Genomic DNA, 22,024 nt, shown 5'->3' on the forward strand with positions numbered 1-22,024 from the left:
GCCCCGGCCGCTCCCGGGCGCTCCCGGGCGCGCGGAGTACGGCCGGGCCCTCCTCATGCGGCAGGATTGGAGGTATGAGCCCAGCGGATTTCACTCCTCGACCCGGATCGCTCTACGGTGCCGTCGACCTCGGCGCGCGCAAGCAGGCGCTGGAGGCGCAGGCGCGCAGGGAGACCACCGCGCAGCAGACCGGAGGCGTCCCGGCGCAGGTCATCGATGTCGACGACGCCAGCTTCGCGACGGAGGTCGTCGAACGCTCCATGAACAGCCTGGTGCTGCTGGAGCTCACCGTCACCCGGGCCGAGCAGGCCAGGGACTACAGCCTCCTGCTGGAGAAACTGGCCGCGGAGAACGCCGGCCGGTGGGTGCTGGCCCGGGTGGACGTCGAGGTCAGCAGGCAGATCGCGCAGGCGCTCCGGGTGCAGAACGTGCCCGCCCTGTACGCCATCTTCCAGGGCCAGCCGGTGGCCGTCGTCCCGGGCATCGCCACCGAGCCGCAGCTGCGCGACTGGCTCACCCAGCTCATGGAGGCCCTCGCGCAGTACCTCCCGCCGCCCGCCGAGGGGCAGGAAGGCGAGCCCGCCTCCCAGGAGCCCCCGGTGGACCCGGACGTCCTCGCCGCGGAGCAGGCCATCGACGCCGGCGACCTCGACGCGGCGACGGCGGCCTACGAGCGGCTGCTGGCCCGCTCCCCGAACAACGAGGACGCCAAGCTGGGACTGGCCGGGCTGGGCCTGATCCGCCGGACCACCGGCGTCGACCCGGCCGACGTGGAGCGCCGCCTGGCCGACCCCGCCGACGTCGCGGCCCAGCTCCTGGCCGCCGACTTCGAGATGCTCTCCGGTGAGGTGGACGCCGCCTTCGACCGCCTCGTCGGGGTCGTCCGCCGGACCTCCGGCGACGACCGCGACAAGGCCAGGGTGCACCTGCTCGGCCTGTTCGAGACGCTCCCCGGCGACGACCCGTCCGTCGTCAAGGCCCGCAGGAACCTCGCCTCCGCGCTGTTCTGAGCCGCGCCCGGAAGCCCGCGTACACCCGATCGTGACCGTGCCCGCGGACCCCGGCAGGCGGTCCGCGGCACGGACACCCGTCCGTTGGTGGCACGATGGAGGCATCCCGAACCGGGCTTGTCGCGAAGGAGCGGATTGACCGTGGCCACCGTGCCGAGTGTGTCGTACTCCATCACCGTGCGCCTCGAGGTGCCCGCCGGCGGCAAGGCCGTCAGCCAGCTCACCCACGCCGTGGAGTCCGCCGGGGGCGTGGTCACCGCGCTCGACGTGACCACCGCCGGGCACGAGACCCTGCGCATCGACGTCACCTGCGCCGCCCGCGACACCGACCACGCCCAGGCGATCGTGGACCAGCTCGACGCCGTCGAGGGCGTCGTCCTGCACAAGGTCTCCGACCGGACCTTCCTCATGCACCTCGGCGGCAAGATCGAGATGCAGTCCAAGGTGCCGCTGCGCACCCGTGACGAGCTCTCCATGGCCTACACGCCCGGCGTCGCCCGGGTCTCCATGGCGATCGCCCGCAACCCCGAGGACGCCCGCCGCCTGACCATCAAGCGCAACAGCGTCGCGGTGGTCACCGACGGCTCGGCCGTGCTCGGCCTGGGCAACATCGGCCCGGCCGCGGCGCTCCCCGTCATGGAGGGCAAGGCCGCGCTGTTCAAGCGGTTCGCGGGCATCGACGCCTGGCCGATCTGCCTGGACACCCAGGACGTCGATGAGATCGTGCAGATCGTCCGCGCCATCGCCCCCGGCTTCGGCGGCATCAACCTGGAGGACATCTCGGCGCCGCGCTGCTTCGAGGTGGAGCGGCGGCTGCGCGACCTGCTGGACATCCCGGTCTTCCACGACGACCAGCACGGCACCGCGATCTGCGTGCTGGCCGCGCTGACCAACGCGCTGCGCGTGGTCGGCAAGGAGCTGAGCGGGGTCCGGGTCACCCTCGCCGGCGCCGGCGCCGCCGGCACGGCCGTGCTCCGCCTGCTGCTCGCGGCCGGGGTCCGCGACGTGGTCGTCTGCGACTACCTGGGCGCCGTGCACCTGGGACGCGAGGACCTGGACGACTCGCTCCGCTGGATCGCCGAGCACACCAACGCCGAGGGCTACTCCGGCGACCTGCGCGGCGCGGTCAAGGGCGCGGACGTGTTCGTCGGCGTGTCGGCCCCCGGCATCCTCAGCGGCGACGACATCGCCACGATGGCCGAGGACGCCGTGGTCTTCGCGCTGGCCAACCCCGAGCCCGAGGTCTCGCCCGACGACGCCCGCGAACACGCCGCCGTGGTCGCCACCGGCCGGTCGGACTACCCGAACCAGATCAACAACGTGCTGGCCTTCCCGGGCGTCTTCCGCGGCCTGCTCGACGCGCAGGCCAGCGTGGTGACCGAGGAGATGCTGCTGGCCGCCGCCCGGGCGCTGGCCGCGGTGGTCACCGACGAGGAGCTCGGCCCCAACTACATCATCCCCAGCGTCTTCCACCCGGACGTGGCGGGCGCGGTCGCGGCGGCGGTGCGCGAGTCGGCCGGCGGCCGGGCGCGCACGGGCATGACCGAGGCGTAGCCCCCTCCCGGCACCTCCGGACCCGCCCCGCCACGCCGGGCCGTACCGATCGCGCCGGCCGGGCCGTACGGCGGGCGGGACCGGAGCCGATTCCGGGCCACGGCGGGGCAAGGCGGGGGGTAAGGCGGCACGATCCGCGTCCAGCCATCATGATGGGTGTATGGCGGAGGCGATCTATGTCGGCGGGCTGCTGGTGGCGACACCTCAGCTGGAGGATCCCAACTTCCGGCGTTCCGTGGTCCTGATCCTGGAACACGACATCGACGGGGGCACTCTCGGGGTGGTGCTCAACCGCCCGAGCGACGTCTCGGTGACGCAGGTGCTGCCCAGCTGGGACGCCCTGGTCACCGGCCCGCCCGTGCTGTTCCAGGGCGGGCCGGTCCAGACCGACAGCGCGCTGGCGCTGGCCGCGGTCCCGAGCGGGCAGGAGCCGCTGGGCTGGCGGAGGCTGCACACGGGGGCCGCCGCGGTGTCGCGGCTGGGGACCGTCGACCTCGACGCCCCGCCGGAGATCCTCGCGGGGGAGATCGCCCAGATGCGGATCTTCGCCGGTTACGCCGGATGGACCGGCGGGCAGCTGGAGGCCGAGATCGGCGACGGCGCGTGGTACGTCGTGGACGCGGAGCCCGGCGACACCTTCCACGCGGCCCCCGAGACGCTGTGGCGCGCGGTCCTGCGCCGCCAGCGCGGCGAGCTGGCCTACGTGGCCACCTGCCCCGACGACCCCTCGATGAACTGACCTGCGGGGCCGCGTGACGGAGCCTGCCGCGAGGGGCGGTCCCAGCCGGGGCGCAGGGAGCGCTCGGCCAGGGCGAGCATCTGCTCCAGGCGTTCGGTGAGGGCGCCCAGGTCGTCGGCGCTCCGGGCGGTGCAGTGCTCGAGGCCGACCCGCGCCACGGTGGTGAACAGGGCGACCACGAAGTGGGGGAGGTGGTCGTCGGGGGAGACGCCCTCGCGCCGCGCCACCTCGGCGATCAGCCGCCGCTCGTTCTCCATCATCCGGCGGACGTTCCCGGCGAAGAGCGCGGGGGTGACCTCGATCAGCTCCCGGGCTCTGAGGAACCTCGCGACGTCGGCGGGCTCCCCCTCCCTCAGCTCGGCGACGACGGCGCGCATGGCGTGGCCGAGCGCGGTGAACGGCGCCTCCCCGGCGGGGCGCGCGGCCAGTTCCCTCAGCATCACCTCATGCCCGTCGACGGGAAGGGAGAGCGCGACGTCCTCCTTGGTCGCGAAGTAGCGGAAGAACGTGCGGGGCGAGACGTCGGCGGCGGCCGCGATCTGGTCGACGGTCGTGGCCTCGTAGCCCTGGGCCGCGAACAGTCCGAGAGCGGCGTCGACCAGCGCCAGCCGGGTTCGCTGCTTCTTGCGCTCGCGTAGGCCGGGCTGACTCATGGTTGTCATCTCCTCGCAACATATGGTGCAGAGTCTGCCATATGTCATGTGGTGCCTCATAAAACGATTTGTCATGTGTCAGTCCCTGCCATAAATTACCGATCGTCAATGTCCCAAGGTGGGACGTATCCAGTGATGGGGGGACCCTTCCATGGCTCAGGCCAAGACGGTGGCGACACCGCCGCCATCGGATCGGAGTGCGTCGAGGCAGGGTCATCCATGGCTCACGCTGCTGGCGGTCTCGCTCGGCGTGATGATGGTGATGCTCGACGGCACGGTCGTCGCGATCGCCAACCCGGTGATCGGTGCGGAGCTCAAGGCCTCGCTCGGCGACCTGCAGTGGGTGACCAGCGGTTACCTGCTGGCGCTGGCGGTGTTCCTGATCACCGCGGGCAAGCTCGGCGACCTGTTCGGGCACAAGCGGATCTTCATGATCGGCATCGTGGGCTTCGCCCTCACCTCGCTGGCCATCGGCCTGAGCGACTCCATCGGCATGCTGATCGCCTTCCGCGTGCTGCAGGGCCTCTTCGGCGCGCTGCTCCAGCCCGCCGCCCTCGCCCTGCTCCGTGCGGCCTTCCCGGCAGAGAAGCTCAACATGGCGATCGGCGTCTGGGGCGCCACGATCGGCCTGTCCAGCGCGGCCGGCCCCATCGTCGGCGGCCTGCTGGTGGAGAACGTCAACTGGCAGTCGGTCTTCTTCATCAACGTCCCGGTCGGCGTCGTCGCGCTGGTCGTCGGCCTGCTCGTGATCAGGGAGAGCCGCGCCGACTCCCTGTCCAGGGTCGACTGGCTCGGCGTCGTGCTGCTCTCCGGGGCCATGTTCTGCCTGATCTGGGCGATCATCAAGGCTCCGGAGGACGGCTGGGGCGACACCCGCACGCTCGCGTTCCTCGCCGGGGCCGCGGTGCTCGGCGCCGCGTTCGTCTGGTGGCAGGGCAGGGCCGCCGAGCCGCTGGTCCCGCTCAGCCTCTTCCACAACCTGTCGGTCTCGATCGGCACCGTGCTGATGGTGCTGATGGCCTTCTCGATGTTCGGCGCGATGTTCTTCCTCACGTTCTACTTCCAGGGCGTGCACGGCCTCGACCCGCTGGACGCGGGCATCCGCATGCTCCCCATGAGCGCGGGCATGATCGTCGCCTCTCCGCTGGCGGGCGCGGCGATCAGCAGGTTCGGCCCGAAGATCCCGATCGCGGTGGGCATGCTGATCACCGCCTCCGCGATGTTCCTGCTGTCCCGCCTGGGCCTGGAGGACGGCTACGTGGCCAGCGCGATCCCGTTCGTGCTGCTCGCCTTCGGCCTCTCGCCGGTCATGGTCGGCGCCACCGAGATCATCGTGGGCAACGCCCCCGAGGAGCTCAGCGGCGTCGCGGGCGGCATGCAGCAGTCGGCGATGCAGGTCGGCGGCTCGCTGGGCACCGCGGTGCTCGGCGCGATCGTCGCGGGCAAGGTGGGCGACGTGCTCCCCGGCTACTGGAGCAAGGCCGGCCTCCAGCCGCTCCCGCCGGAGCAGATGGAGCTCGTCAAGCAGGGCGCGTCCTTCGCCGAGGCCGGTGCGCCCCCCGGCACGCCCGAGCCGATCGTCCAGGCGATCACCGGCGCGGTGAACTCGTCCTTCCTGGACGGCATGCACCTCGGCTTCCAGGTCAGCACGGGCGTCGCGGTGCTCGCTGCCGTGCTGGCCCTGCTGGTCAAGGCCGGCCGCAAGACCGAGGGCGCCCCGATTCACATGGGCTGAGGCGCCCCGCCCGCCGTACGGCCCCCGCCCCGGATCCGTCCCGGGACGGGGGCCGTATCCGTTGCCCCGGGGTGGCGGCCGGGTTGCGGAACCCGGATCGGCGCGGGACCCGCCGGAACGGGGACATAAAATCGACAGGGTGAGCACGAAGATCCTTCCTGAGAGCGACGTCCGGCCGAACCTGTCGCACGGCGACGGCGACCACGAGCGGTTCGCCCACTACGTCGAGAAGAACAAGATCATGGAGAGCGCGGTCACCGGGACCCCGGTGCGCGCGCTCTGCGGCAAGGTCTGGGTGCCGAACCGCGATCCCCAGAAGTTCCCGGTCTGTCCCGAGTGCAAGGAGATCTACGAGGGGCTGCCGAAGGGCGAGGACGACAGCGGCAAGGAGTGAGTGTCACTCCCGGTCGATCGCCCCCGATGAGGTTACGGTCAGGATGGCGCTGGAGACCATCCGGCCAGGTCAGACCACTCATCGGGGGAGTGCATGGTTGCGCGTGCGATCGCCGTCGTTTCGGCATGCCTGTTGACGGCGGGCGCCGTTCCCGCCTCCGCCCCGCCACCGTCGCGCCTCGCGCCCGCGGCGGTACCGGACGGATGCGAGACCGGCGCGCGGACCGCGCACCCGGCGGCCCGGACGGCCCGGGAGACTCCGCTGATTCCGGCGATCCCGGCGGGCTCCGCGGCCCCGGGCTCCGTGGCCCCGGCGGGTTCCGTGGCCCCGGCGGCCCCCGACACCCCGGGCCGGGGGATCGAACCGCACGCTCCCGGCCCGGAGCAGGTCGCCGAGATGCTCGCCGACCTCGACCGGCACCGGCCGGCGCAGCGCCGCGCGCCCGCGGAGACGGTCACGGTGCCGGTCTGGGTGCACGTGATCACCAGCGGCCGGTCGGGCGCGTCCGACAGCGCGGTGCGCAGCCAGATCGCCACGCTGAACGCCGCCTACGGCGGCCGGCTCGGCGGGGCCGACACCGGCATCAGGTTCCGGCTCGCCGGGATCACCAGGACGAACAACCCGGCCTGGTTCACCAACCCGATCGCCCACGAGGACTCGGTGAAGCGGCTGCGCAGGGGCGGCGCGGAGACCCTCAACCTCTACGTCGCGCAGCTCAGCCGGCTCGTGCTCGGCTACTCCACCTACCCCTACTGGTACATGAACGAGCCCCGCGCGGACGGCGTCGTCGTCGACTGGCGCAGCCTGCCCGGCGGGACGCTGCGCAACTTCGACCGGGGGTTCACCGCGGTCCACGAGATCGGCCACTGGCTCGGGCTGCTGCACACCTTCGAGAACGGCTGCCAGACACCGGGCGACGGGGTGGCCGACACCCCGCCCCAGGCGGCGGCGACCGAGGGCTGCCCCGTGGGCAAGGACACCTGCCCCGGAGACGGGCCCGACGCCGTCCACAACTTCATGGACTACTCCTACGACACCTGCATGTCGCAGTTCACCGCGGGGCAGGGGGTCAGGATGAGGGAGGCGTGGAGGCTGTACCGGGCGGCGGGACCGGACATTAACCTTGACAGGTGACAGCACCGAAGACTCTCGACACTCCGTACGCCCCTCCCCGGATCTTCGGCCCGCGCTACCGGACCGCGACCCTCGGCATCCTGCTCGTCGTCACCCTGATCGCCTTCGAGGGCATGTCGATCGGGGCGGTCATGCCCGACGTCTCGAAGGACCTCGACGCGCTCGACCTGTACGGCATGAGCTTCTCGGCGTTCCTCATCGCCGGCCTGTTCGCCAACGTGGCCGCCGGGCTCTGGTCCGACCGGCGCGGCCACGCCGTACCGTTCCTGCTCGGCGTGGCCCTGTTCGTGACCGGCATGGTGATGGCGGGCGCCGCCGGGTCGAAGGAGGTCTTCATCGCGGCCCGCGCGGTCCAGGGGCTGGGCGGCGGCGCGGTCATCGTCGCGATCTACGTCATGATCGTGCGGGTCTACCCGCCGGAGGCCCGGCCCAGGGTCTTCGCCGGGCTCTCGTCGGCCTGGGTGCTGCCCGCGCTGGTCGGGCCCGGCCTCGGCGGGCTCATCGCCGACACCGTCGGCTGGCGCTGGGTCTTCTACGGGATCGTCCCGCTGGTGGTCCCGGCCCTGGTGATGCTGCTGCCCGCGCTGCGCGGCGGCGACGGCGACACCCCGGAGCCGGGCACCGGACCCCGCTCCCGGCCGCTGCGGATGACCCTCGCGGCGCTGGCGACGGCCGCCGGCGGCGGCACGCTGCTCTACGGGGTGGAGCGGCTGGACACCGCCCCGCTGCCCGGCGGGGCCGCCACCGGCGCCGGACTGGTCCTGCTCGCCGCGGGGCTGCCCCGGCTGCTGCCCCCGAAGGCCCTGCGGTTCGGCCGGGGACTGCCCACCACGGTGATGATGCGCGGCGTCCTCGCCTCGGCCTTCTTCGGGGTCAACGCCTTCATCCCGCTCGTGCTCAAGGAGGAGTTCGGCTTCAGCACCACCCAGGCCGGGGTCGCGCTCACCATCGGCGCCCTGGGCTGGAGCGGCGGTTCCTACCTGCAGACCCGGCGCGAGTTCGACCGGCCCACCCTGGTACGGCTCGGCGCCACGGCGGTCACCGCGGGCATCCTGCTGACGGCGCTCGCCCTGCTCCCCGGCATGACCGGATGGATCATGGCGCCCGCCTGGATGGTCGCCGGGTTCGGCATGGGCATCGGCACCACCAGCGTGAGCATCACCACCATGCGCCAGTCGCCCGACGACGAGCAGGGCGCCAACTCCGCCGCGCTCCAGGTCGTCGACACCCTGGGCGGCGCGCTCACCATCGGGTTCGGCGGCGTGCTGGTGAACCTGATCGGCCACGACGACATCGCCACCGGATACATCGCGATCATCGCCATGACGGCGGCCATCGGGGTGCTCGGCACGGCCGTCGCCGGCCGCATGCGCGACCGGCCCTGACCGGGCCGGCCCGTCCCATATCGGAGATCGCCTATGGCCGGACCGCGGCGGGCGAGGCATGGTAGGACGGAAGGCCGGGACCACCGGGAGGAGGAGGCGTGGGCGAACCACCCCACCGCGTGTGGCCGCCGGAGGAACCCCCGCGGCGGGCCCGCGACCCCCGCCGGGCACGGCCGTACGGGGCGCCGGTGGACAGGGCCGCACCCTCCGGGCCTCCCACGCCGTCCGCGCCTCCCGTGACCCCCACGTCCCCGGCGCCTTCCGCACCGCCCGACCTGGAGGCCCTGCGGCCCGGCCAGGCGTGGCCGCCCCGGCAGAGCGGATGGAGCCCCGCCAGGCCCGGCAGCGCGGGCCCGCCCGGCCCGGACGGGGACGAGGACCTGCCGCCCTCGGCCCGCCGGTACGGCATGCCCGCGACGCCGTCCGGCCCCCGGATCCCGCGCCGCCTGCGACGCCTCCTGCTCGGCCTCCTCGCGTCGGCGGCCTGCGCCGTGATCACCGCGGGCGTCGTGACCGCGGTGCTCCGGGCGCTGCCCGCCCCGGAGCCCGCCCGGGTGACGGACCGGGCCGCGGGCGTCGGCTACCCGCTGCCCGAGGGGTGGCGGACCGGAACGGCGCCCCCGGTCACCGGGTTCACCTCGGTGGCCGGAGACGGCCGGACGGCGACGGTGCTGGTCCGGCCGGGCGGCCGGGTCACCGACGCCCGCGAGGCCGCGGTCACCCTCGCCGACCTGTACGGCAGGCTCCTGCTCCACGGCGACGAGGTGAAGGTCGAGGACGACCGGACGGTCACCGTGGGCGGGCGGACCGGACACAGCCGGACCCTCCGGGCGGAGTACCGCGACGTGGTGAACCGCCCCGCCTACCTGCGTGTGGTGTTCCTCACGGCGAGCGCGGGCCGGCCTCCCGTGGTCGTGCTGGCGGTCGCCAAACCGGACGGCCCCCGGACGCGTGCCGAGATCGACGCCGTGCTCGCCGGGGTCCGCTGAGCCCCGTCGGCACGGCCGCGGCGCGGCGGGAGCACGACCGCGGGGGGAGGCTCCGCGCCCCGGCGGGACCGGAGGGCGATTCCCGGCGTGCCCGCGCGGATCGGGGCCGATCGGCGCGCCCGGCCGGTGACGCAGATTAGTCTGTTGAGATTGTGAGTGAGCCAAGCGAGCGGACCATCAGACACGGCAGGCCCGTCGACGCCCCGACCGGCCGTCAGGCGAGGAGGGGCGCATGAGCACTTTCGCCGCCTCCCACCTGCCTCCCTCCTACCCCGAGAGGGCCGCCTGGGGCACCGCGCCGAAGCTCCGCGCCTGGCAGCAGGAGGCCTTCGACCTCTACCTCAGGCGCGAGCCGCGCGACTTCCTCGCGGTCGCCACGCCGGGCGCGGGCAAGACGACCTTCGCGCTGCGCATCGCCAGCGACCTGCTGTCGCGGGGGATCGTCCGGGCGGTGACGATCGTCACCCCCACCGAGCACCTCAAGCAGCAGTGGGCCGACGCTGCCGGGCGGGTCGGCATCCCCATCGACCCCGAGTTCAAGAACAGCCAGGGCGCGACCTCCCGTGACTACACCGGGGTGGCCGTCACCTACGCCCAGGTCTCGATGCACCCGGCGCTGCACCGCGCCCGGACCGAGGCGCGCAAGACGCTCGTCATCTTCGACGAGATCCACCACGCGGGGGACGCCAAGTCCTGGGGCGACGGCGTGCGCGAGGCCTTCGAGCCCGCTGCCCGCCGGCTGGCCCTGACCGGCACCCCCTTCCGGTCCGACGTGAACCCGATCCCGTTCGTCACCTACGCCGAGGACGGCGAGGGCGTGCGGCGGAGCGTCTCCGACTACTCCTACGGGTACGGCCCGGCGCTCGCCGACGGCGTCGTCCGGCCGGTCATCTTCCTGGCCTACGCCGGAGAGATGCGCTGGCGGACCCGCGCGGGTGACGAGATCGCCGCGACGCTCGGCACCCCCCTCACCAAGGACCAGCTCGGCCAGGCGTGGAAGGCCGCGCTCGACCCGAAGGGCGACTGGATCCGGCAGGTCCTCCAGGCCGCCGACCGGCGGCTGACCGAGGTCCGCCGGGGCGTGCCGGACGCGGGCGGCCTGGTGATCGCCACCGACCACGAGACGGCCCGCGCCTACGCCCGGCACATCCGCGCCATCACCGGCGAGGGCGCCACGGTCGTGCTCTCCGACGACCCCGAGGCGTCCAAGAAGATCAAGCAGTTCTCGGCGTCGAAGGACCGCTGGCTGGTGGCGGTCCGCATGGTCTCCGAGGGCGTCGACATCCCGCGTCTGGCCGTCGGCGTCTACGCCACCAGCACCTCGACGCCGCTGTTCTTCGCCCAGGCGGTCGGCCGCTTCGTCCGGGCCCGCAAACGCGGCGAGACGGCCTCGGTGTTCCTCCCCTCGGTGCCGACCCTGATGGGCCTGGCCGGGGAGATGGAGGCCGAGCGCGACCACGTGCTCGACCGCAAGCTGCCGGAGGAGGGGCTCGACGACTTCCTCGTCGAGGACGCCAACCGCAAGAAGGACAATCCCGACGTCCTGGGTGACGAGCTGCCGTTCGAGACCCTGGAGGCGGTCGCCACCTTCGACCGGGTGCTCTTCGACGGCGGCGAGTTCGGCACGGCCGCCGAACCCGGCTCGCCCGAGGAGGAGGACTTCCTCGGGCTGCCCGGCCTGCTGGAACCCGACCAGGTGCGGACCCTGCTCAGCAAGCGCCAGTCGGAGCAGCTCAAGGCCGGCCGGAGCAGGCCCGAGCCGAAGGAGCCGCAGCTCGCCCCGCACGAGCTGATCGCCAACCTCCGCAAGGAGCTCAACGGCCTGGTCGGCGCGTGGAACCACCGCACCGGGCAGCCCCACGGGGTCATCCACGCCGAGCTCCGGCGTGCCTGCGGCGGCCCCGCCATCGCCCAGGCGACCGCCGAGCAGGTCCAGGCACGGATCGACAAGATCCGCCAGTGGGCCACCCAGCGGTCGCGCTAGACGGCGCCGCGACCGTCCGACGCACAGGGCGGCCGCCCGGGGTCCGCGATGCAGGCCGGTGCAGCGCGGCCGTCCGGGATCCGCGCGGGTCGGCGCAGCGTGACCGTCCGGGATCCGCGCGGGTCAGCGCAGCGCGATCGGCCGGCCGGTGCGACCGTCGACCGCGGTGAGATCCGTCCTGCCGGGCAGTGGCGGGACGAGGCGGACCTGCATGGAGGCCGTACCGCCGGTGACGCTCACCGGGAGTGTGCGGGCGCCGCCGGGATGGTCCGGCACCGCCGTGCCACCGTGCAGCCATACCCGCAGCGTGCCGCCGCGGCGGCGCACCACGACGGTCGCGGTGTCGCATCCGTTCGCCGGGGCCGTCCAGGAGAGCGCCACCGCGCGGAACGCGCCCCGGCGCGTGATCAGCCGGGCCTCTTCGGGCACCAGGGGAGAGGCGGAGCAGGCCGGCGGGTGCGCGATCACGTTGCCCGGCCGGGTCGGGGCGGGCGCCATGGGCCGGGGGGACGCGGTCGCCGCGGGCCCGGGGGAGACGGAGGACGGGGGAGACGCGGAGGCGGGCCGGGAGACCTCCGGCGCCGCGGGCCGCAGAGCGGAGGGCCGGGCGGCCGGCGCCCGGGACGGGATCCCCGCGTCGAGCCAGACGGTGGCCGCCTCCAGCACGGCGAGTGCCAGGACGGCGGCCACCCGCGCCCAGGCCCGGCCGCGGAACAGCAGCCATAGGCACACGGGGGCCAGGAGCAGCCACGAGACACCGAGCACGAGCATGTGGTCACCACCGCGAGGTATGAGGATTTCAACTCTCCGTCATACTCCTGTCGCAACGGGTGATGGAGGTGTTTACCGCTTCCTTGCCGATCGGTGATCGTCCGCATCCGAAGCGTGAGGAATCCGATAGCGTGTCCTCGTCCCCGTCGCCACACCCCCTCCCTTGGTGGCCACTACGCTTCCCCCAGAAGGAAACATGCACATGCTGCAGCTGCAGAAAGCCCTCCGTGCCGAGATCAGGGAGTACACGGCGCCCATGTTCGAGCAGCTCATGGTGAGGATGGACGACTTCGCCACGAAGAAGGACCTGGAGCGGTTCGCGACCAAGGAGGACCTGGAGCGGTTCGCGACCAAGGAGGACCTGGAGCGGTTCGCGACCAAGGAGGACCTGGAGCGGTTCGCGACCAAGGAGGACCTGGCCGAGGTCAAGCAGGATGTGGAGGTCCTGAAGACGGACGTGGCGGTCCTGAAGACGGACGTGGCCGACCTCAAGCACGACGTCGCGGGTCTCAAACAGGACGTGGCCGGGCTCAAGCACGACGTCGCGGGTCTCAAGGCGGACGTGGCCGGGCTCAAGACGGACTTCCGCAGGATGGACGGGAAGATCGACCGGATCATCGACTTCCTGGGGATGCCGGCCGCCTGAGGCCGGATCAGGAGGCGCGGACCACCGGGGCGCCGGTGAGGACCACTCCGGCCGAGTCGAGCTCGGCCAGGGCGGCCTCGGTGGTCTGGCGGGCGACCCCGGCGGTCAGGTCGAGCGGCACGTGCACGGCCAGGCCGTTCTCGACGGCGTCCAGCGCCGTGGCGCGCACGCAGTGGTCGGTGGCGATGCCGACGACGTCCACCGCGTGGACGTGACGCTCGGCGAGCCAGTCGGCCAGCCTGGTGCCGTCGGCCGACGTCCCTTCGAAACCGCTGTAGGCGGCGGAGTGGGCGCCCTTGCTGAACACCTCCTCCACCCGCGCGGTGTCGAGGGCCGGGTGGAAGTCGGCGCCGGGGGTGCCGGCCACGCAGTGCGCGGGCCACGAGGTCACGAGGTCGGGCTCCGCGGCGAAGTGGTCACCGGGGTCGACGTGGAAGTCGCGGGTGGCCACGACGTGGTCGTAGCCGTGCGAGGCCGCGTGCCGGGAGATGGCGGCGGCGACCTCGGCGCCGCCGTCCACGGCGAGGCTGCCGCCCTCGCAGAAGTCGTTCTGGACGTCGACGATGATCAGCGCGGTTGCCATGGCTCTAGTCAAACACGGTGGGAAGCGCGGCGTCGCCCCGGGACAGCTGGTGCGCGGTGACGGGGAGCTCGGCGAAGGCCTCGCGGTGCCTGGCTCGGGCCTCCTCCGGCTTCTCCCGCACGACGACCTCGCCGCCCCGGACCAGCGGGGTCTGCAACGGGCGCGCGCCGGGCGGCCGCCGTCCCGCGGTCGTGACCAGCTCGGCGACCGCCGTGCCCGACTCGTCGAGCCGCCGGAAGGCCTCCTTGCGCCCGCCCCGGCTGGGCTTGCCGACGGACCTCTTGGCCACCGGTTCGAGGACGCCCGCGGAGCCCTCCCGGGCGACGAGTTTGTAGACCAGGGCGGCGGTGGGCGAACCGGAGCCGGTGACCAGGGAGGTCCCGACGCCGTAGCCGTCCACCGGGGCGGCGGCCAGCGCCGCGATGGCGTACTCGTCGAGGTCGCCGGTGACCAGGATCCGGGTGCCGTGCGCGCCCAGGCCGTCGAGCTGCGCGCGGACCTCGCGGGCGGCCTCGGTCAGGTCGCCCGAGTCGATGCGGACCGCGCCCAGCCCGGGACCGGCGAGCTCGACCGCGGTCCGTACGGCCCGCGCCACGTCGTAGGTGTCCACCAGCAGCGTGGTGCCCGTGCCGAGGGAGGCGAGCTGGGCGGCGAACGCCTGCTCCTCGGAGTCGTGCAGCAGCGTGAACGCGTGGGCCGCGGTCCCCGCGGTCGGCACGCCGTACACCCGGCCGGCCATCAGGTTGGAGGTGGCGGCGAACCCGCACAGGTAGGCGGCGCGGGCCGCGGCCACGGCGGACATCTCGTGCGTGCGCCGCGAGCCCATCTCGATGAGGGGCCGCGAGCCGGCGGCGCAGACCATCCGGGAGGCGGCGGTGGCGATCGCGCAGTCGTGGTTGAGGACGGACAGGATCAGCGTCTCCAGCAGCACCGCCTCGGCGAACGTGCCCTCCACGGTCATGATCGGGGAGCCGGGGAAGTAGCACTCGCCCTCGCGGTAGCCGTGCACGTCGCCGCGGAAGCGGTAGCCCGCCAGGAAGTCCAGGGTGGCGTCGTCCACCACCCGGTTGCCGGCCAGGAACGCGAGCTCGTCCTCGCCGAACCGGAAGTGCTCCAGCGCGTCGAGCACCCGGCCGGTCCCGGCGACCACCCCGTAGCGCCGCCCGCCCGGCAGCTGCCGGGCGAACACCTCGAACACGGCGCGCCGGGAGGCCGCTCCGCTGCGCAGGGCCGCCTGCAGCATCGTCAGCTCGTAGTGATCCGTCAGCAACGCCCCGCTCATGCTCATCGTCACGAGTCGAAGACTAAGCCCGGGATAGGGCAGACTGGTGAACGTGGGTACCACAGCTCCGATGGAGGTCGAGCGTCCGTCGATCGACAGCCGGCCGGATCTGCCCTGGCTGACGATCGTCTGGAACGACCCGGTCAACCTGATGTCGTACGTCACGTACGTCTTCCAGTCCGTCTTCGGCTACTCGCGGGAGAAGGCGGAGAAACTGATGCTGGACGTGCACCACAAGGGCAGGGCGGTGGTCTCCAGCGGCACCCGCGAGGAGATGGAGCGCGACGTGCAGATCATGCACTCCTACGGCCTGTGGGCGACCGTGCAGCAGGACGCATGAGCAGCGGGTTCGCCGCGGGGCGCGACGGCGGTGTGACCGCCCGCTTCGACGCCGCGGAGACAGCGGTCCTGCGGTCCCTGATCTCCCAGATCCTCGATCTGGTCGAGCCCGGCGCGACGGGGGACGACCCGCTGGAGCGCGCCCTGGGGATCGGTTCGGCCGAGGAGCCCACCGACCCGGTGCTGGCCCGGCTGTTCCCCTCGGCCTACGCCGACGACGACCTGTCGGCGGAGTTCCGCCGCTACACCGAGGCGACCCTGCGGGACGGCAAGCGCTCCGACGCGCGGACCATGCTGGAGACCGCGGCGCCCGGCCGGGTGGAGCTCACCGCGGAGCAGGCGCAGGCGTGGATGCGGGCGCTGAACGACGTGCGGCTGGCGCTCGGCACCCGGCTGGAGGTGACCGAGGAGGTGCACGACGAGATCGCCGGGATGGGCGAGGACGACCCCCGCTATCCGGCGTACGTGACCTACGACTGGCTGACCTACCTCCAGGACAGCCTGGTCCGCGCTCTTTGGTAGCTTCCAGGCATGCTCACGATCTCCCAGGAACTGGTCGACAAGATGATCGCGCACGCCCGGGCCGACCACCCGGACGAGGCCTGCGGCGTGATCGCGGGCCCCGAGGGCTCCGACACCCCGGTGCGCTTCGTCCCGATGGAGAACGCCGAGCGGTCGCCGACGTTCTACCGGTTCGACTCCATGGAGCAGCTGCGGGTCTGGCGCGAGATGGACGACCGCGACGAGGAGCCGGTGGTCATCTACCACTCGCACACCTCGACCGAGGCCTACCCCTCGCGCACCGACGTCTCCTACGCCTCCGAGCCGAACGCCCACTACGTGCTGGTCTCCACCCGCGAGGAGCTGGGGGAGGAGGCGGAGGTGCGCTCCTACCGCATCGTCGAGGGCGTGGTGACCGAGGAGGAGGTCGTCATCCTGCCGTCGTGACCGGGGAGAGACCGCCGTCCTGCCGTCGTGGCGTCCACCACGTGACACGGCCGTGGGGCCCGGCGCCCCTTTTGGGTAAACTGGACGGCATGCCGACCGCCGACCCGAACCCCGAGGACGTCGTGCGCTCGCGTCCCGGCGTTCGCGTGCGGCACGCGGGCCTCGCACCCGTGCAGAACTTCCTCTTCGGGCACACCCCTCTCTCCGTCGTCTACGACTGTCGCTGACCGGCCCCGCCGGAAATCCCCCCAGCCCCACCGGTGTTCTCATCCGGTGGGCGTTCCCATGACGACACGAGTTCCCACGACGACACGAGGAGACCGATCCACCATGGCCATCGAGGTCCGCATCCCCACCATCCTGCGCACGTACACCGACGGCGCCAAGGCCGTGGACGCCAAGGGCGCCACCCTGGAGGAGCTGATCGGCGACCTGGAGTCCCGGCACCCGGGCCTGCAGGCCCGCCTGGTCGACCAGGGCGCGCTGCGCCGCTTCGTCAACGTCTACCTGAACGACGAGGACGTCCGCTTCCTCGGCGGCCTGGAGACGCCGGTGGCCGACGGCGACACCGTCACCGTGCTGCCCGCCGTGGCCGGCGGCTCCCGCTGACCCGCGCCGTGCCGCCGGGACCGCGTCCGGGCCCGGCGGCACGATCCGACGTCTCTCGTCCACCGACACGGAGCGGAAACCCGCACTCATGCGTTTTGACTCGCTGATCGACTCGGTCGGCCGCACTCCCCTGGTCGGGCTGCCCCGCCTGTCGCCGTCGGAGGACGTGCGGATCTGGGCCAAGCTCGAGGACCGCAACCCCACGGGTTCGATCAAGGACCGTCCGGCGCTGTGGATGATCGAGCAGGCCGAGAAGGACGGGCTGCTCACGCCCGGCTGCACGATCCTCGAGCCCACCAGCGGCAATACCGGCATCTCGCTGGCCATGTCCGCCCGGCTCAAGGGCTACCGGCTGATCTGCGTGATGCCGGAGAACACCTCCGAGGAGCGCCGCCAGCTGCTGCGCATGTGGGGGGCGGAGATCATCTCCTCCCCGGCGGCGGGCGGCTCCAACGAGGCGGTCCGGGTCGCCAAGGGGCTGGCGGCCGAGAACCCCTCCTGGGTGATGCTCTACCAGTACGGCAACCCCGCCAACTGGCGCTCCCACTACGAGACGACCGGCCCGGAGATCCTCGAGGACCTGCCGTCCGTCACTCACTTCGTCGCGGGCCTGGGCACCACGGGCACGCTGATGGGCGTGGGCCGGTTCCTGCGCGAGCGCGTGCCCGGCGTGCGGATCGTCGCCGCCGAGCCGCGCTACGGCGAGCTGGTGTACGGCCTGCGCAACGTGGACGAGGGCTTCATCCCCGAGCTCTACGACCCCGAGGTGCTGACCACCCGGTTCTCCGTCTCCTCGGGCGACGCCCTGCGCCGGACCAGGGAGCTGCTGGCCGCCGAGGGCATCTTCGCCGGGGTCTCGACCGGCGCCGCCCTGCACGCGGCCCTGGGCATGGCCGCCAAGGCGGTCAAGGCCGGAGAGCGCGCGGACATCGTGTTCGTGGTGGCGGACGGCGGCTGGAAGTACCTGTCCACCGGAGCCTACGAGGGCACGCTGGACGAGGCCGAGGAGCGCCTGGAGGGCCAGCTCTGGGCCTGACCTCCGGCCGGTCCGGCCACCGCGGGACGGCGGAGGGGCGGGCGTCCTCCCTGGACGCCCGCCCCTTTTTCATGTGCCCTCAGCCGGATCCGTCCGGGATCAGTCGAACAGGACCCGCACGGAGAAGTCCGCGTCGCCGCCGGACTGCGTGCCGCTGATGCCGACGGCGCGCAGGACCTTGAGGTTGGCCTGCTCGTCGCCCTGCACGTTCTGCAGGTAGAGCTTCTCGAGCTTGTTGAGGTCGACGTACGCGGCGAAGGTCGCGTCGCCGGCGTTCGGGACGGCGAGCTGGAAGCTCTCGCTGTCGGCCAGGGTGCCGTCCTTGGCGAGCTCGGCCGCGTAGTCCTGGGCGCTGGCCAGGACGAGGAAGCCGTCGCCGGGGACCTTGGCGATCTGCGGGGCGGCGGTGCCGGAGTCGGCGAGGAACCGCTCCAGCTTGCCGATGACCTCCTGGGCCTTGGCCGGGTCGGTGGTGATCCGGGCGCCGACCTTGGGCGAGTTGGCCTCCAGGCCGTTCTCGTCCAGGGCGACGGTGAGGTTCTTGCCGAGCAGCGTCGCCACGTCGGCGGGGAGCGCCAGCCCGTACTTCTGCTGGGCCTGGTCGACGAACTGCTGGAAGGACTGGCCGCCGCCGGCCTGGTCGGCCGCCTTCATGAGCTCGGTCCACTGCTTGCCGATCGCGTCGCCGAGACCGGAGACCGAGATCGCCGCGGCGGTGGAGGCGGGGAGCTTGCCGATCTGGGAGGGCTGGGCGTCGCCCAGGCCCACGTCCTTGGCGCCGCGGGCGATGGCGGCCAGCTCGACGTAGCCGCTGTCGAAGCGGAGCGCGCCGGCCACGCGGGCGTTCTTGAGCTGGGCGAGTGCGGTGGGGTCCTGGGTGGCCAGACCCGGAGCGAGCTCCGCGATCTTCCCGGCGTCCATCCAGAAGGACATGACGCCGGTCTCGCCGAGGTCGCCCTGGTCGGCGGAGAAGTTGGCGTTCTGCGACAGCGGGGCCGCGGCGGCGGCCTGGTCGGCCTGCTCCTGCTTCTCGGCGAGCAGCGCGTAGTCCTCGCGGAACGCGATGCCGAACTTGCCCTCGCCGGCCAGCTTGGCGATGCCGGCCTTGGCCTTGTCCTGGTCGGTGACCTGGACGGCCACCACGACGCCGGGCTCCTCGCCGCTCTGCGCGGGGGGCAGTACGGCCACGCCGACCCGGGAGCCGAGCCAGGGCTCGACGTCGGCGGCGTAGTCCAGCTTGCTCAGGTCCTGGTCGTCCTTCTTGATCATGTCGAAGAGGGACTTGCGCGGGTCGTCGCCGGTGAAGGAGTCCTTGGTGACGGTGAACTTCCTGGCGATGTCGAACAGCGCCAGCTTCTGGTTGGCGGCCGGGTCGAGGTCGACGCGGACGTAACCGAGGGCGTTGCCGGGCAGCACCTCGTACGGCTGGGTGCCGCCGCCGCTGAGCAGGCTGACCGCGGCGTAGCCGCCGCCGCCGAGGAGGGCCACGACCAGCGCCGCGATCAGCGCGACCAGCCAGCCCTTGCCGCCCTTGCGGGCCGGCGGGACCGGAGGCTGCCCCGCGCCCAGGAACTCGGGGCCCTGCTGCTGCCAGCCGGACTGGCCGTACGCCTGCTGCTGGCCGTACGCCTGCTGGCCGTGGGCCTGCTGACCGTACGCCTGCTGGCCGTAGGGCGGCGGCTGCTGGCCGTACGCCTGCTGCTGGCCGTAGGGCTGCTGGGGCGCCGCCTGCTGCGGGTAGGGGGGAGGAGCCTGCTGGTACCCGCCCGGGTTCTGCGGGTGGCCGGGCTGACCCTGCTGCGGGTAGGCGCCGCCCGGCTGGGGGTACCCGCCCGGCTGGGGATAGGCCTGGGTGTTGGGCTGGTCGTGCTGCTGGGGACGGTATGCGATGGTCCTGTCCGGGCTCTCATTCGGATCAGGGAACTGTCCCGGAGGGGTGTTGGCAGACATGCTCACTCACAAGGTGGACTTCGGGGATATGTAGAAGTTAGTGCATCTTCCTAGCGAACCGCTTGCATTGAACTAACTGCGTCTTTGCTGCGTCTAAGGATGAATTGCCGCGGACAGTGCTTCTGACCAGCGCTCTTGTCCCCCTGTCGGAGGTCTCGCGTCAAGGGCCGTGGAAATCGCCCATACGGGTGATCAGGGAACGACCACCCCAAAAACAATCTTCCAACGGCCGGTCTGCTGAAGCCCTCCGCCCCGCCCTCCGGAAGTCGTCCGGGGTGCGCCGAGGCCGGTCGGGCGGGATCGGAGAAGGGTGGAGCCCGCGCCGGATAGTAGAGTGAGCTCACTAGAACAAGGTTCGGGAGGTCGGTCCGGCGGACGCCGCCGGACCGGGCGTCAGGAGCCAGGGGACGCGACGGCCCGGCGCCGGCCGCGGACGCCCGAGCCGCCGGGTGAAGCGAGGTAGTGGACACAGATGACGAAGTTCGACGAGGCGACGCAGGCCATCCGGGTGGACGAGAACACCTACGACGTGTGCCTGGACCCCGGATACTCGATCGGCGGCCCCCTCAACGGCGGCTACCTGATGGCGGTGGTCCTGCGCGCCGTCGTCGACGCCTCCGCGCACGAGCACCCGGTGACCACCAGCGCCCAGTTCCTGCGCGCGGCCCGCCCCGGCCCCGCCCGGGTACGGCTGGAGCGCATCAAGACCGGCCGCACCGCGGAGATGACCCGTGCCACCCTGCTCCAGGACGGCCAGGCGTTCATCGAGACCCTCGTCACCACCGCCACTCTCACCGCCGGCGCGGTCCCCGACTGGACGGACGGCCCCTCGGCCGCCATGCCGCCCGTCGAGCGGTGCGTCAGGCTGCCCGACCCCAGGCCCGAGTCGAACATGACGCTCAACGCCCAGGTGGAGATGGTCTTCGACCCGCCCACCGTCGGCTGGCTCGACGGCGCCCCCAGCGGCCGGCCGGAGTCGCGCGCCTACTTCCGGATGGCCGAGCCGCAGGACCCCGACCCCTTCGTGCTGGCCTTCGCCGTGGACGCCCTCCCGCCGGTGGTCTTCTCCGCCGGAGCCCGCGGCTGGGCCCCGACCGTCGACCTCACCTGGCACCTGCGGGCGCTGCCGGCCCCCGGCTGGCTCACCGTGCTGGGCAGCGGACGGATGATCGGCGACGGCTGGTTCGACGAGGACGTCGAGGTCTGGGACTCCGCCGGGCGGCTCGTCGCCCAGTCCCGCCAGCTCGCCCGCGTCGGCCGCGGCTGACCGGAGCCCTTCCGCGCGGCCCCGCACGCGGCGCGCGACCGTTGTGAGGATTCTTACCGTGAGCGGTAGTCCCAGGTCGCCTAACCTTGGGAACCGTGTCGCAAGCGAGCATTGGAATCTTCGACAGCGGTGTCGGCGGCCTCACGGTGGCCAGGGCGATCATCGATCAGCTGCCCGGCGAATCGGTCCTCTACGTGGCCGACACCGCGCGGCAGCCGTACGGCCCCCTGCCGATCGCCCAGGTCCGGTCCTACGCGCTGGAGGTGATGGACCACCTCGTCGAGCACGAGGTCAAGATGCTGGTGATCGCGTGCAACAGCGCCAGCGCGGCGGTGCTGCGCGACGCCCGCGAACGCTACGACGTGCCCGTCGTGGAGGTGATCCAGCCGGCCGCCCGGCGGGCCGTGCGGGCCACCCGCAACGGCAGGGTCGGGGTCATCGCGACCCGCGCCACCATCCAGTCGATGGCCTACCACGACGCGTTCGCCGCGGCCCCCGACGTCCGGCTGACCGGGGTGGCCGCACCCCGGCTGGTCGAGTTCGTGGAGCGCGGCGAGACGATGAGCGAGGAGCTCATCGAGGTCATCCGCGGCTACCTGGAGCCCGTGCTCGACGACGGCTGCGACACGCTCATCCTGGGATGCACCCACTACCCGCTGCTGACCGGCGCGATCTCCTACGTCGCCGGGGACGGCGTCACGCTGGTGTCCAGCGCCGACGAGACGGCCAAGGACGTCTTCAGGATCCTGCACGACCAGGGCCTGGCCGCCCTCCCCGGCACGCTGCCCCGCCACCGGTTCCGCGCCACCGGCGAGACCGGGCTGTTCGCCAGGCTCGGCCGGCGGTTCCTCGGCCCGGAGATCGAGGCGGTCGAGGCCGCCCCGGTGGGAGCACCGGCGGGGGCGCCGGTGCCGGCACCCGTCCGCGACGCCGGCGTCGCGGTGACCACGCGGTCGGGGACCCCGGCCTGAGGGCCGGACCCCACGCCGGAGGCAATCGATGAAACAGGAGGCCGC

General features: G+C 72.7%; 23 protein-coding genes. 18 read left to right on the top strand and 5 right to left on the bottom strand.

Features of this window, described 5'->3' with window-relative positions; all coding sequences use genetic code 11:
• The first annotated feature begins 74 nt into the window (after window positions 1-74).
• The 3 genes from HS048_RS10900 to HS048_RS10910 all read left to right on the top strand — a co-directional run bounded on the left by HS048_RS10900 (window position 75) and on the right by HS048_RS10910 (window position 3,303).
• On the top strand, window positions 75-1,010 hold the full coding sequence (locus tag HS048_RS10900) for a co-chaperone YbbN (RefSeq protein WP_068894892.1): 936 nt from the start codon (window positions 75-77) through the stop codon (window positions 1,008-1,010).
• 141 nt (window positions 1,011-1,151) lie between these two features.
• Window positions 1,152-2,564: an NAD-dependent malic enzyme gene (locus HS048_RS10905; protein ID WP_068895289.1), complete on the top strand. Its 1,413-nt coding sequence runs from the start codon at window positions 1,152-1,154 to the stop codon at window positions 2,562-2,564.
• A 160-nt stretch (window positions 2,565-2,724) separates the two neighbouring features.
• Window positions 2,725-3,303 (top strand): YqgE/AlgH family protein, encoded by a 579-nt coding sequence (locus HS048_RS10910; protein WP_068894894.1) that lies wholly within the window; start codon window positions 2,725-2,727, stop codon window positions 3,301-3,303.
• Here HS048_RS10910 and HS048_RS10915 read toward each other — a convergent pair.
• Window positions 3,264-3,956, bottom strand: a complete 693-nt coding sequence (locus HS048_RS10915) for a TetR family transcriptional regulator (protein ID WP_068894896.1) — start codon at window positions 3,954-3,956, stop codon at window positions 3,264-3,266. The genes HS048_RS10910 and HS048_RS10915 overlap by 40 nt on opposite strands.
• A gap of 151 nt (window positions 3,957-4,107) precedes the next feature.
• On the opposite strand from HS048_RS10915, the gene HS048_RS10920 reads away from it, so the two are divergent.
• The 6 genes from HS048_RS10920 to HS048_RS10945 all read left to right on the top strand — a co-directional run bounded on the left by HS048_RS10920 (window position 4,108) and on the right by HS048_RS10945 (window position 11,577).
• Window positions 4,108-5,691 (top strand): MFS transporter, encoded by a 1,584-nt coding sequence (locus HS048_RS10920; RefSeq protein WP_068894898.1) that lies wholly within the window; start codon window positions 4,108-4,110, stop codon window positions 5,689-5,691.
• Between the two features lie 139 nt (window positions 5,692-5,830).
• Window positions 5,831-6,085, top strand: coding sequence for a DUF3039 domain-containing protein (locus HS048_RS10925; protein WP_068894900.1), 255 nt, complete (start codon window positions 5,831-5,833; stop codon window positions 6,083-6,085).
• A 321-nt stretch (window positions 6,086-6,406) separates the two neighbouring features.
• Entirely contained in the window at window positions 6,407-7,219 is an 813-nt protein-coding gene (locus HS048_RS10930) for a zinc metalloprotease (protein WP_231647190.1), read from the top strand.
• Entirely contained in the window at window positions 7,216-8,604 is a 1,389-nt protein-coding gene (locus HS048_RS10935) for an MFS transporter (RefSeq protein ID WP_196466887.1), read from the top strand. The genes HS048_RS10930 and HS048_RS10935 overlap by 4 nt, the downstream gene beginning before the upstream one ends.
• Window positions 8,605-8,702: 98 nt before the next feature.
• Window positions 8,703-9,593, top strand: coding sequence for a hypothetical protein (locus HS048_RS10940; RefSeq protein WP_196466888.1), 891 nt, complete (start codon window positions 8,703-8,705; stop codon window positions 9,591-9,593).
• A gap of 232 nt (window positions 9,594-9,825) precedes the next feature.
• Window positions 9,826-11,577 carry a DEAD/DEAH box helicase gene (locus tag HS048_RS10945; RefSeq protein ID WP_196466889.1) on the top strand — a complete coding sequence of 584 codons (1,752 nt, stop codon included), beginning with the start codon at window positions 9,826-9,828 and terminating at the stop codon, window positions 11,575-11,577.
• A gap of 123 nt (window positions 11,578-11,700) precedes the next feature.
• Here the strand turns inward: HS048_RS10945 and HS048_RS10950 are convergent, their stop codons facing one another.
• Window positions 11,701-12,348 carry a hypothetical protein gene (locus HS048_RS10950; RefSeq protein ID WP_196466890.1) on the bottom strand — a complete coding sequence of 216 codons (648 nt, stop codon included), beginning with the start codon at window positions 12,346-12,348 and terminating at the stop codon, window positions 11,701-11,703.
• Window positions 12,349-12,550: 202 nt separating this feature from the next.
• On the opposite strand from HS048_RS10950, the gene HS048_RS10955 reads away from it, so the two are divergent.
• On the top strand, window positions 12,551-12,994 hold the full coding sequence (locus tag HS048_RS10955) for a hypothetical protein (RefSeq protein WP_196466891.1): 444 nt from the start codon (window positions 12,551-12,553) through the stop codon (window positions 12,992-12,994).
• A gap of 7 nt (window positions 12,995-13,001) precedes the next feature.
• On the opposite strand, the gene HS048_RS10960 is transcribed toward HS048_RS10955, so the two are convergent.
• Window positions 13,002-13,577 carry an isochorismatase family protein gene (locus HS048_RS10960; RefSeq protein WP_196466892.1) on the bottom strand — a complete coding sequence of 192 codons (576 nt, stop codon included), beginning with the start codon at window positions 13,575-13,577 and terminating at the stop codon, window positions 13,002-13,004.
• A 4-nt stretch (window positions 13,578-13,581) separates the two neighbouring features.
• The gene (locus HS048_RS10965) at window positions 13,582-14,865 is read right to left on the bottom strand and encodes a nicotinate phosphoribosyltransferase (RefSeq protein ID WP_196467858.1); all 1,284 of its coding nucleotides are present in this window, start codon (window positions 14,863-14,865) and stop codon (window positions 13,582-13,584) included.
• 46 nt (window positions 14,866-14,911) lie between these two features.
• On the opposite strand from HS048_RS10965, the gene clpS reads away from it, so the two are divergent.
• The 6 genes from clpS to HS048_RS10995 all read left to right on the top strand — a co-directional run bounded on the left by clpS (window position 14,912) and on the right by HS048_RS10995 (window position 17,791).
• The gene (gene clpS / locus HS048_RS10970; RefSeq protein ID WP_068895294.1) at window positions 14,912-15,199 is read left to right on the top strand and encodes an ATP-dependent Clp protease adapter ClpS; all 288 of its coding nucleotides are present in this window, start codon (window positions 14,912-14,914) and stop codon (window positions 15,197-15,199) included.
• Window positions 15,196-15,720 carry a DUF2017 domain-containing protein gene (locus HS048_RS10975; RefSeq protein WP_196466893.1) on the top strand — a complete coding sequence of 175 codons (525 nt, stop codon included), beginning with the start codon at window positions 15,196-15,198 and terminating at the stop codon, window positions 15,718-15,720. Before clpS ends, HS048_RS10975 begins: the two co-directional genes overlap by 4 nt.
• A 9-nt stretch (window positions 15,721-15,729) precedes the next feature.
• Window positions 15,730-16,146 carry a Mov34/MPN/PAD-1 family protein gene (locus tag HS048_RS10980; RefSeq protein WP_068894915.1) on the top strand — a complete coding sequence of 139 codons (417 nt, stop codon included), beginning with the start codon at window positions 15,730-15,732 and terminating at the stop codon, window positions 16,144-16,146.
• Between the two features lie 89 nt (window positions 16,147-16,235).
• Window positions 16,236-16,373: a hypothetical protein gene (locus tag HS048_RS10985; RefSeq protein ID WP_157237453.1), complete on the top strand. Its 138-nt coding sequence runs from the start codon at window positions 16,236-16,238 to the stop codon at window positions 16,371-16,373.
• Window positions 16,374-16,476: 103 nt separating this feature from the next.
• Window positions 16,477-16,755, top strand: coding sequence for a MoaD/ThiS family protein (locus HS048_RS10990; RefSeq protein WP_068894917.1), 279 nt, complete (start codon window positions 16,477-16,479; stop codon window positions 16,753-16,755).
• 88 nt (window positions 16,756-16,843) lie between these two features.
• A complete protein-coding gene (locus HS048_RS10995) occupies window positions 16,844-17,791 on the top strand; it encodes a PLP-dependent cysteine synthase family protein (protein ID WP_068894919.1) in 948 nt (315 codons plus the stop codon).
• Window positions 17,792-17,890: 99 nt separating this feature from the next.
• On the opposite strand, the gene HS048_RS11000 is transcribed toward HS048_RS10995, so the two are convergent.
• Window positions 17,891-19,741: a DUF3352 domain-containing protein gene (locus HS048_RS11000; RefSeq protein WP_196466894.1), complete on the bottom strand. Its 1,851-nt coding sequence runs from the start codon at window positions 19,739-19,741 to the stop codon at window positions 17,891-17,893.
• A gap of 472 nt (window positions 19,742-20,213) precedes the next feature.
• Between HS048_RS11000 and HS048_RS11005 the strand changes: the two genes are divergently transcribed.
• Both HS048_RS11005 and murI read left to right on the top strand, forming a co-directional pair.
• Window positions 20,214-21,008 carry a thioesterase family protein gene (locus tag HS048_RS11005; protein ID WP_068894923.1) on the top strand — a complete coding sequence of 265 codons (795 nt, stop codon included), beginning with the start codon at window positions 20,214-20,216 and terminating at the stop codon, window positions 21,006-21,008.
• A 95-nt stretch (window positions 21,009-21,103) separates the two neighbouring features.
• Window positions 21,104-21,979 (top strand): glutamate racemase, encoded by an 876-nt coding sequence (gene murI, locus HS048_RS11010; RefSeq protein WP_196466895.1) that lies wholly within the window; start codon window positions 21,104-21,106, stop codon window positions 21,977-21,979.
• Window positions 21,980-22,024 lie beyond the last annotated feature (45 nt).

Origin of the sequence: Planomonospora sp. ID91781 (assembly GCF_015711595.1) — a bacterium.
GTDB lineage: Bacteria > Actinomycetota > Actinomycetes > Streptosporangiales > Streptosporangiaceae > Planomonospora > Planomonospora parontospora.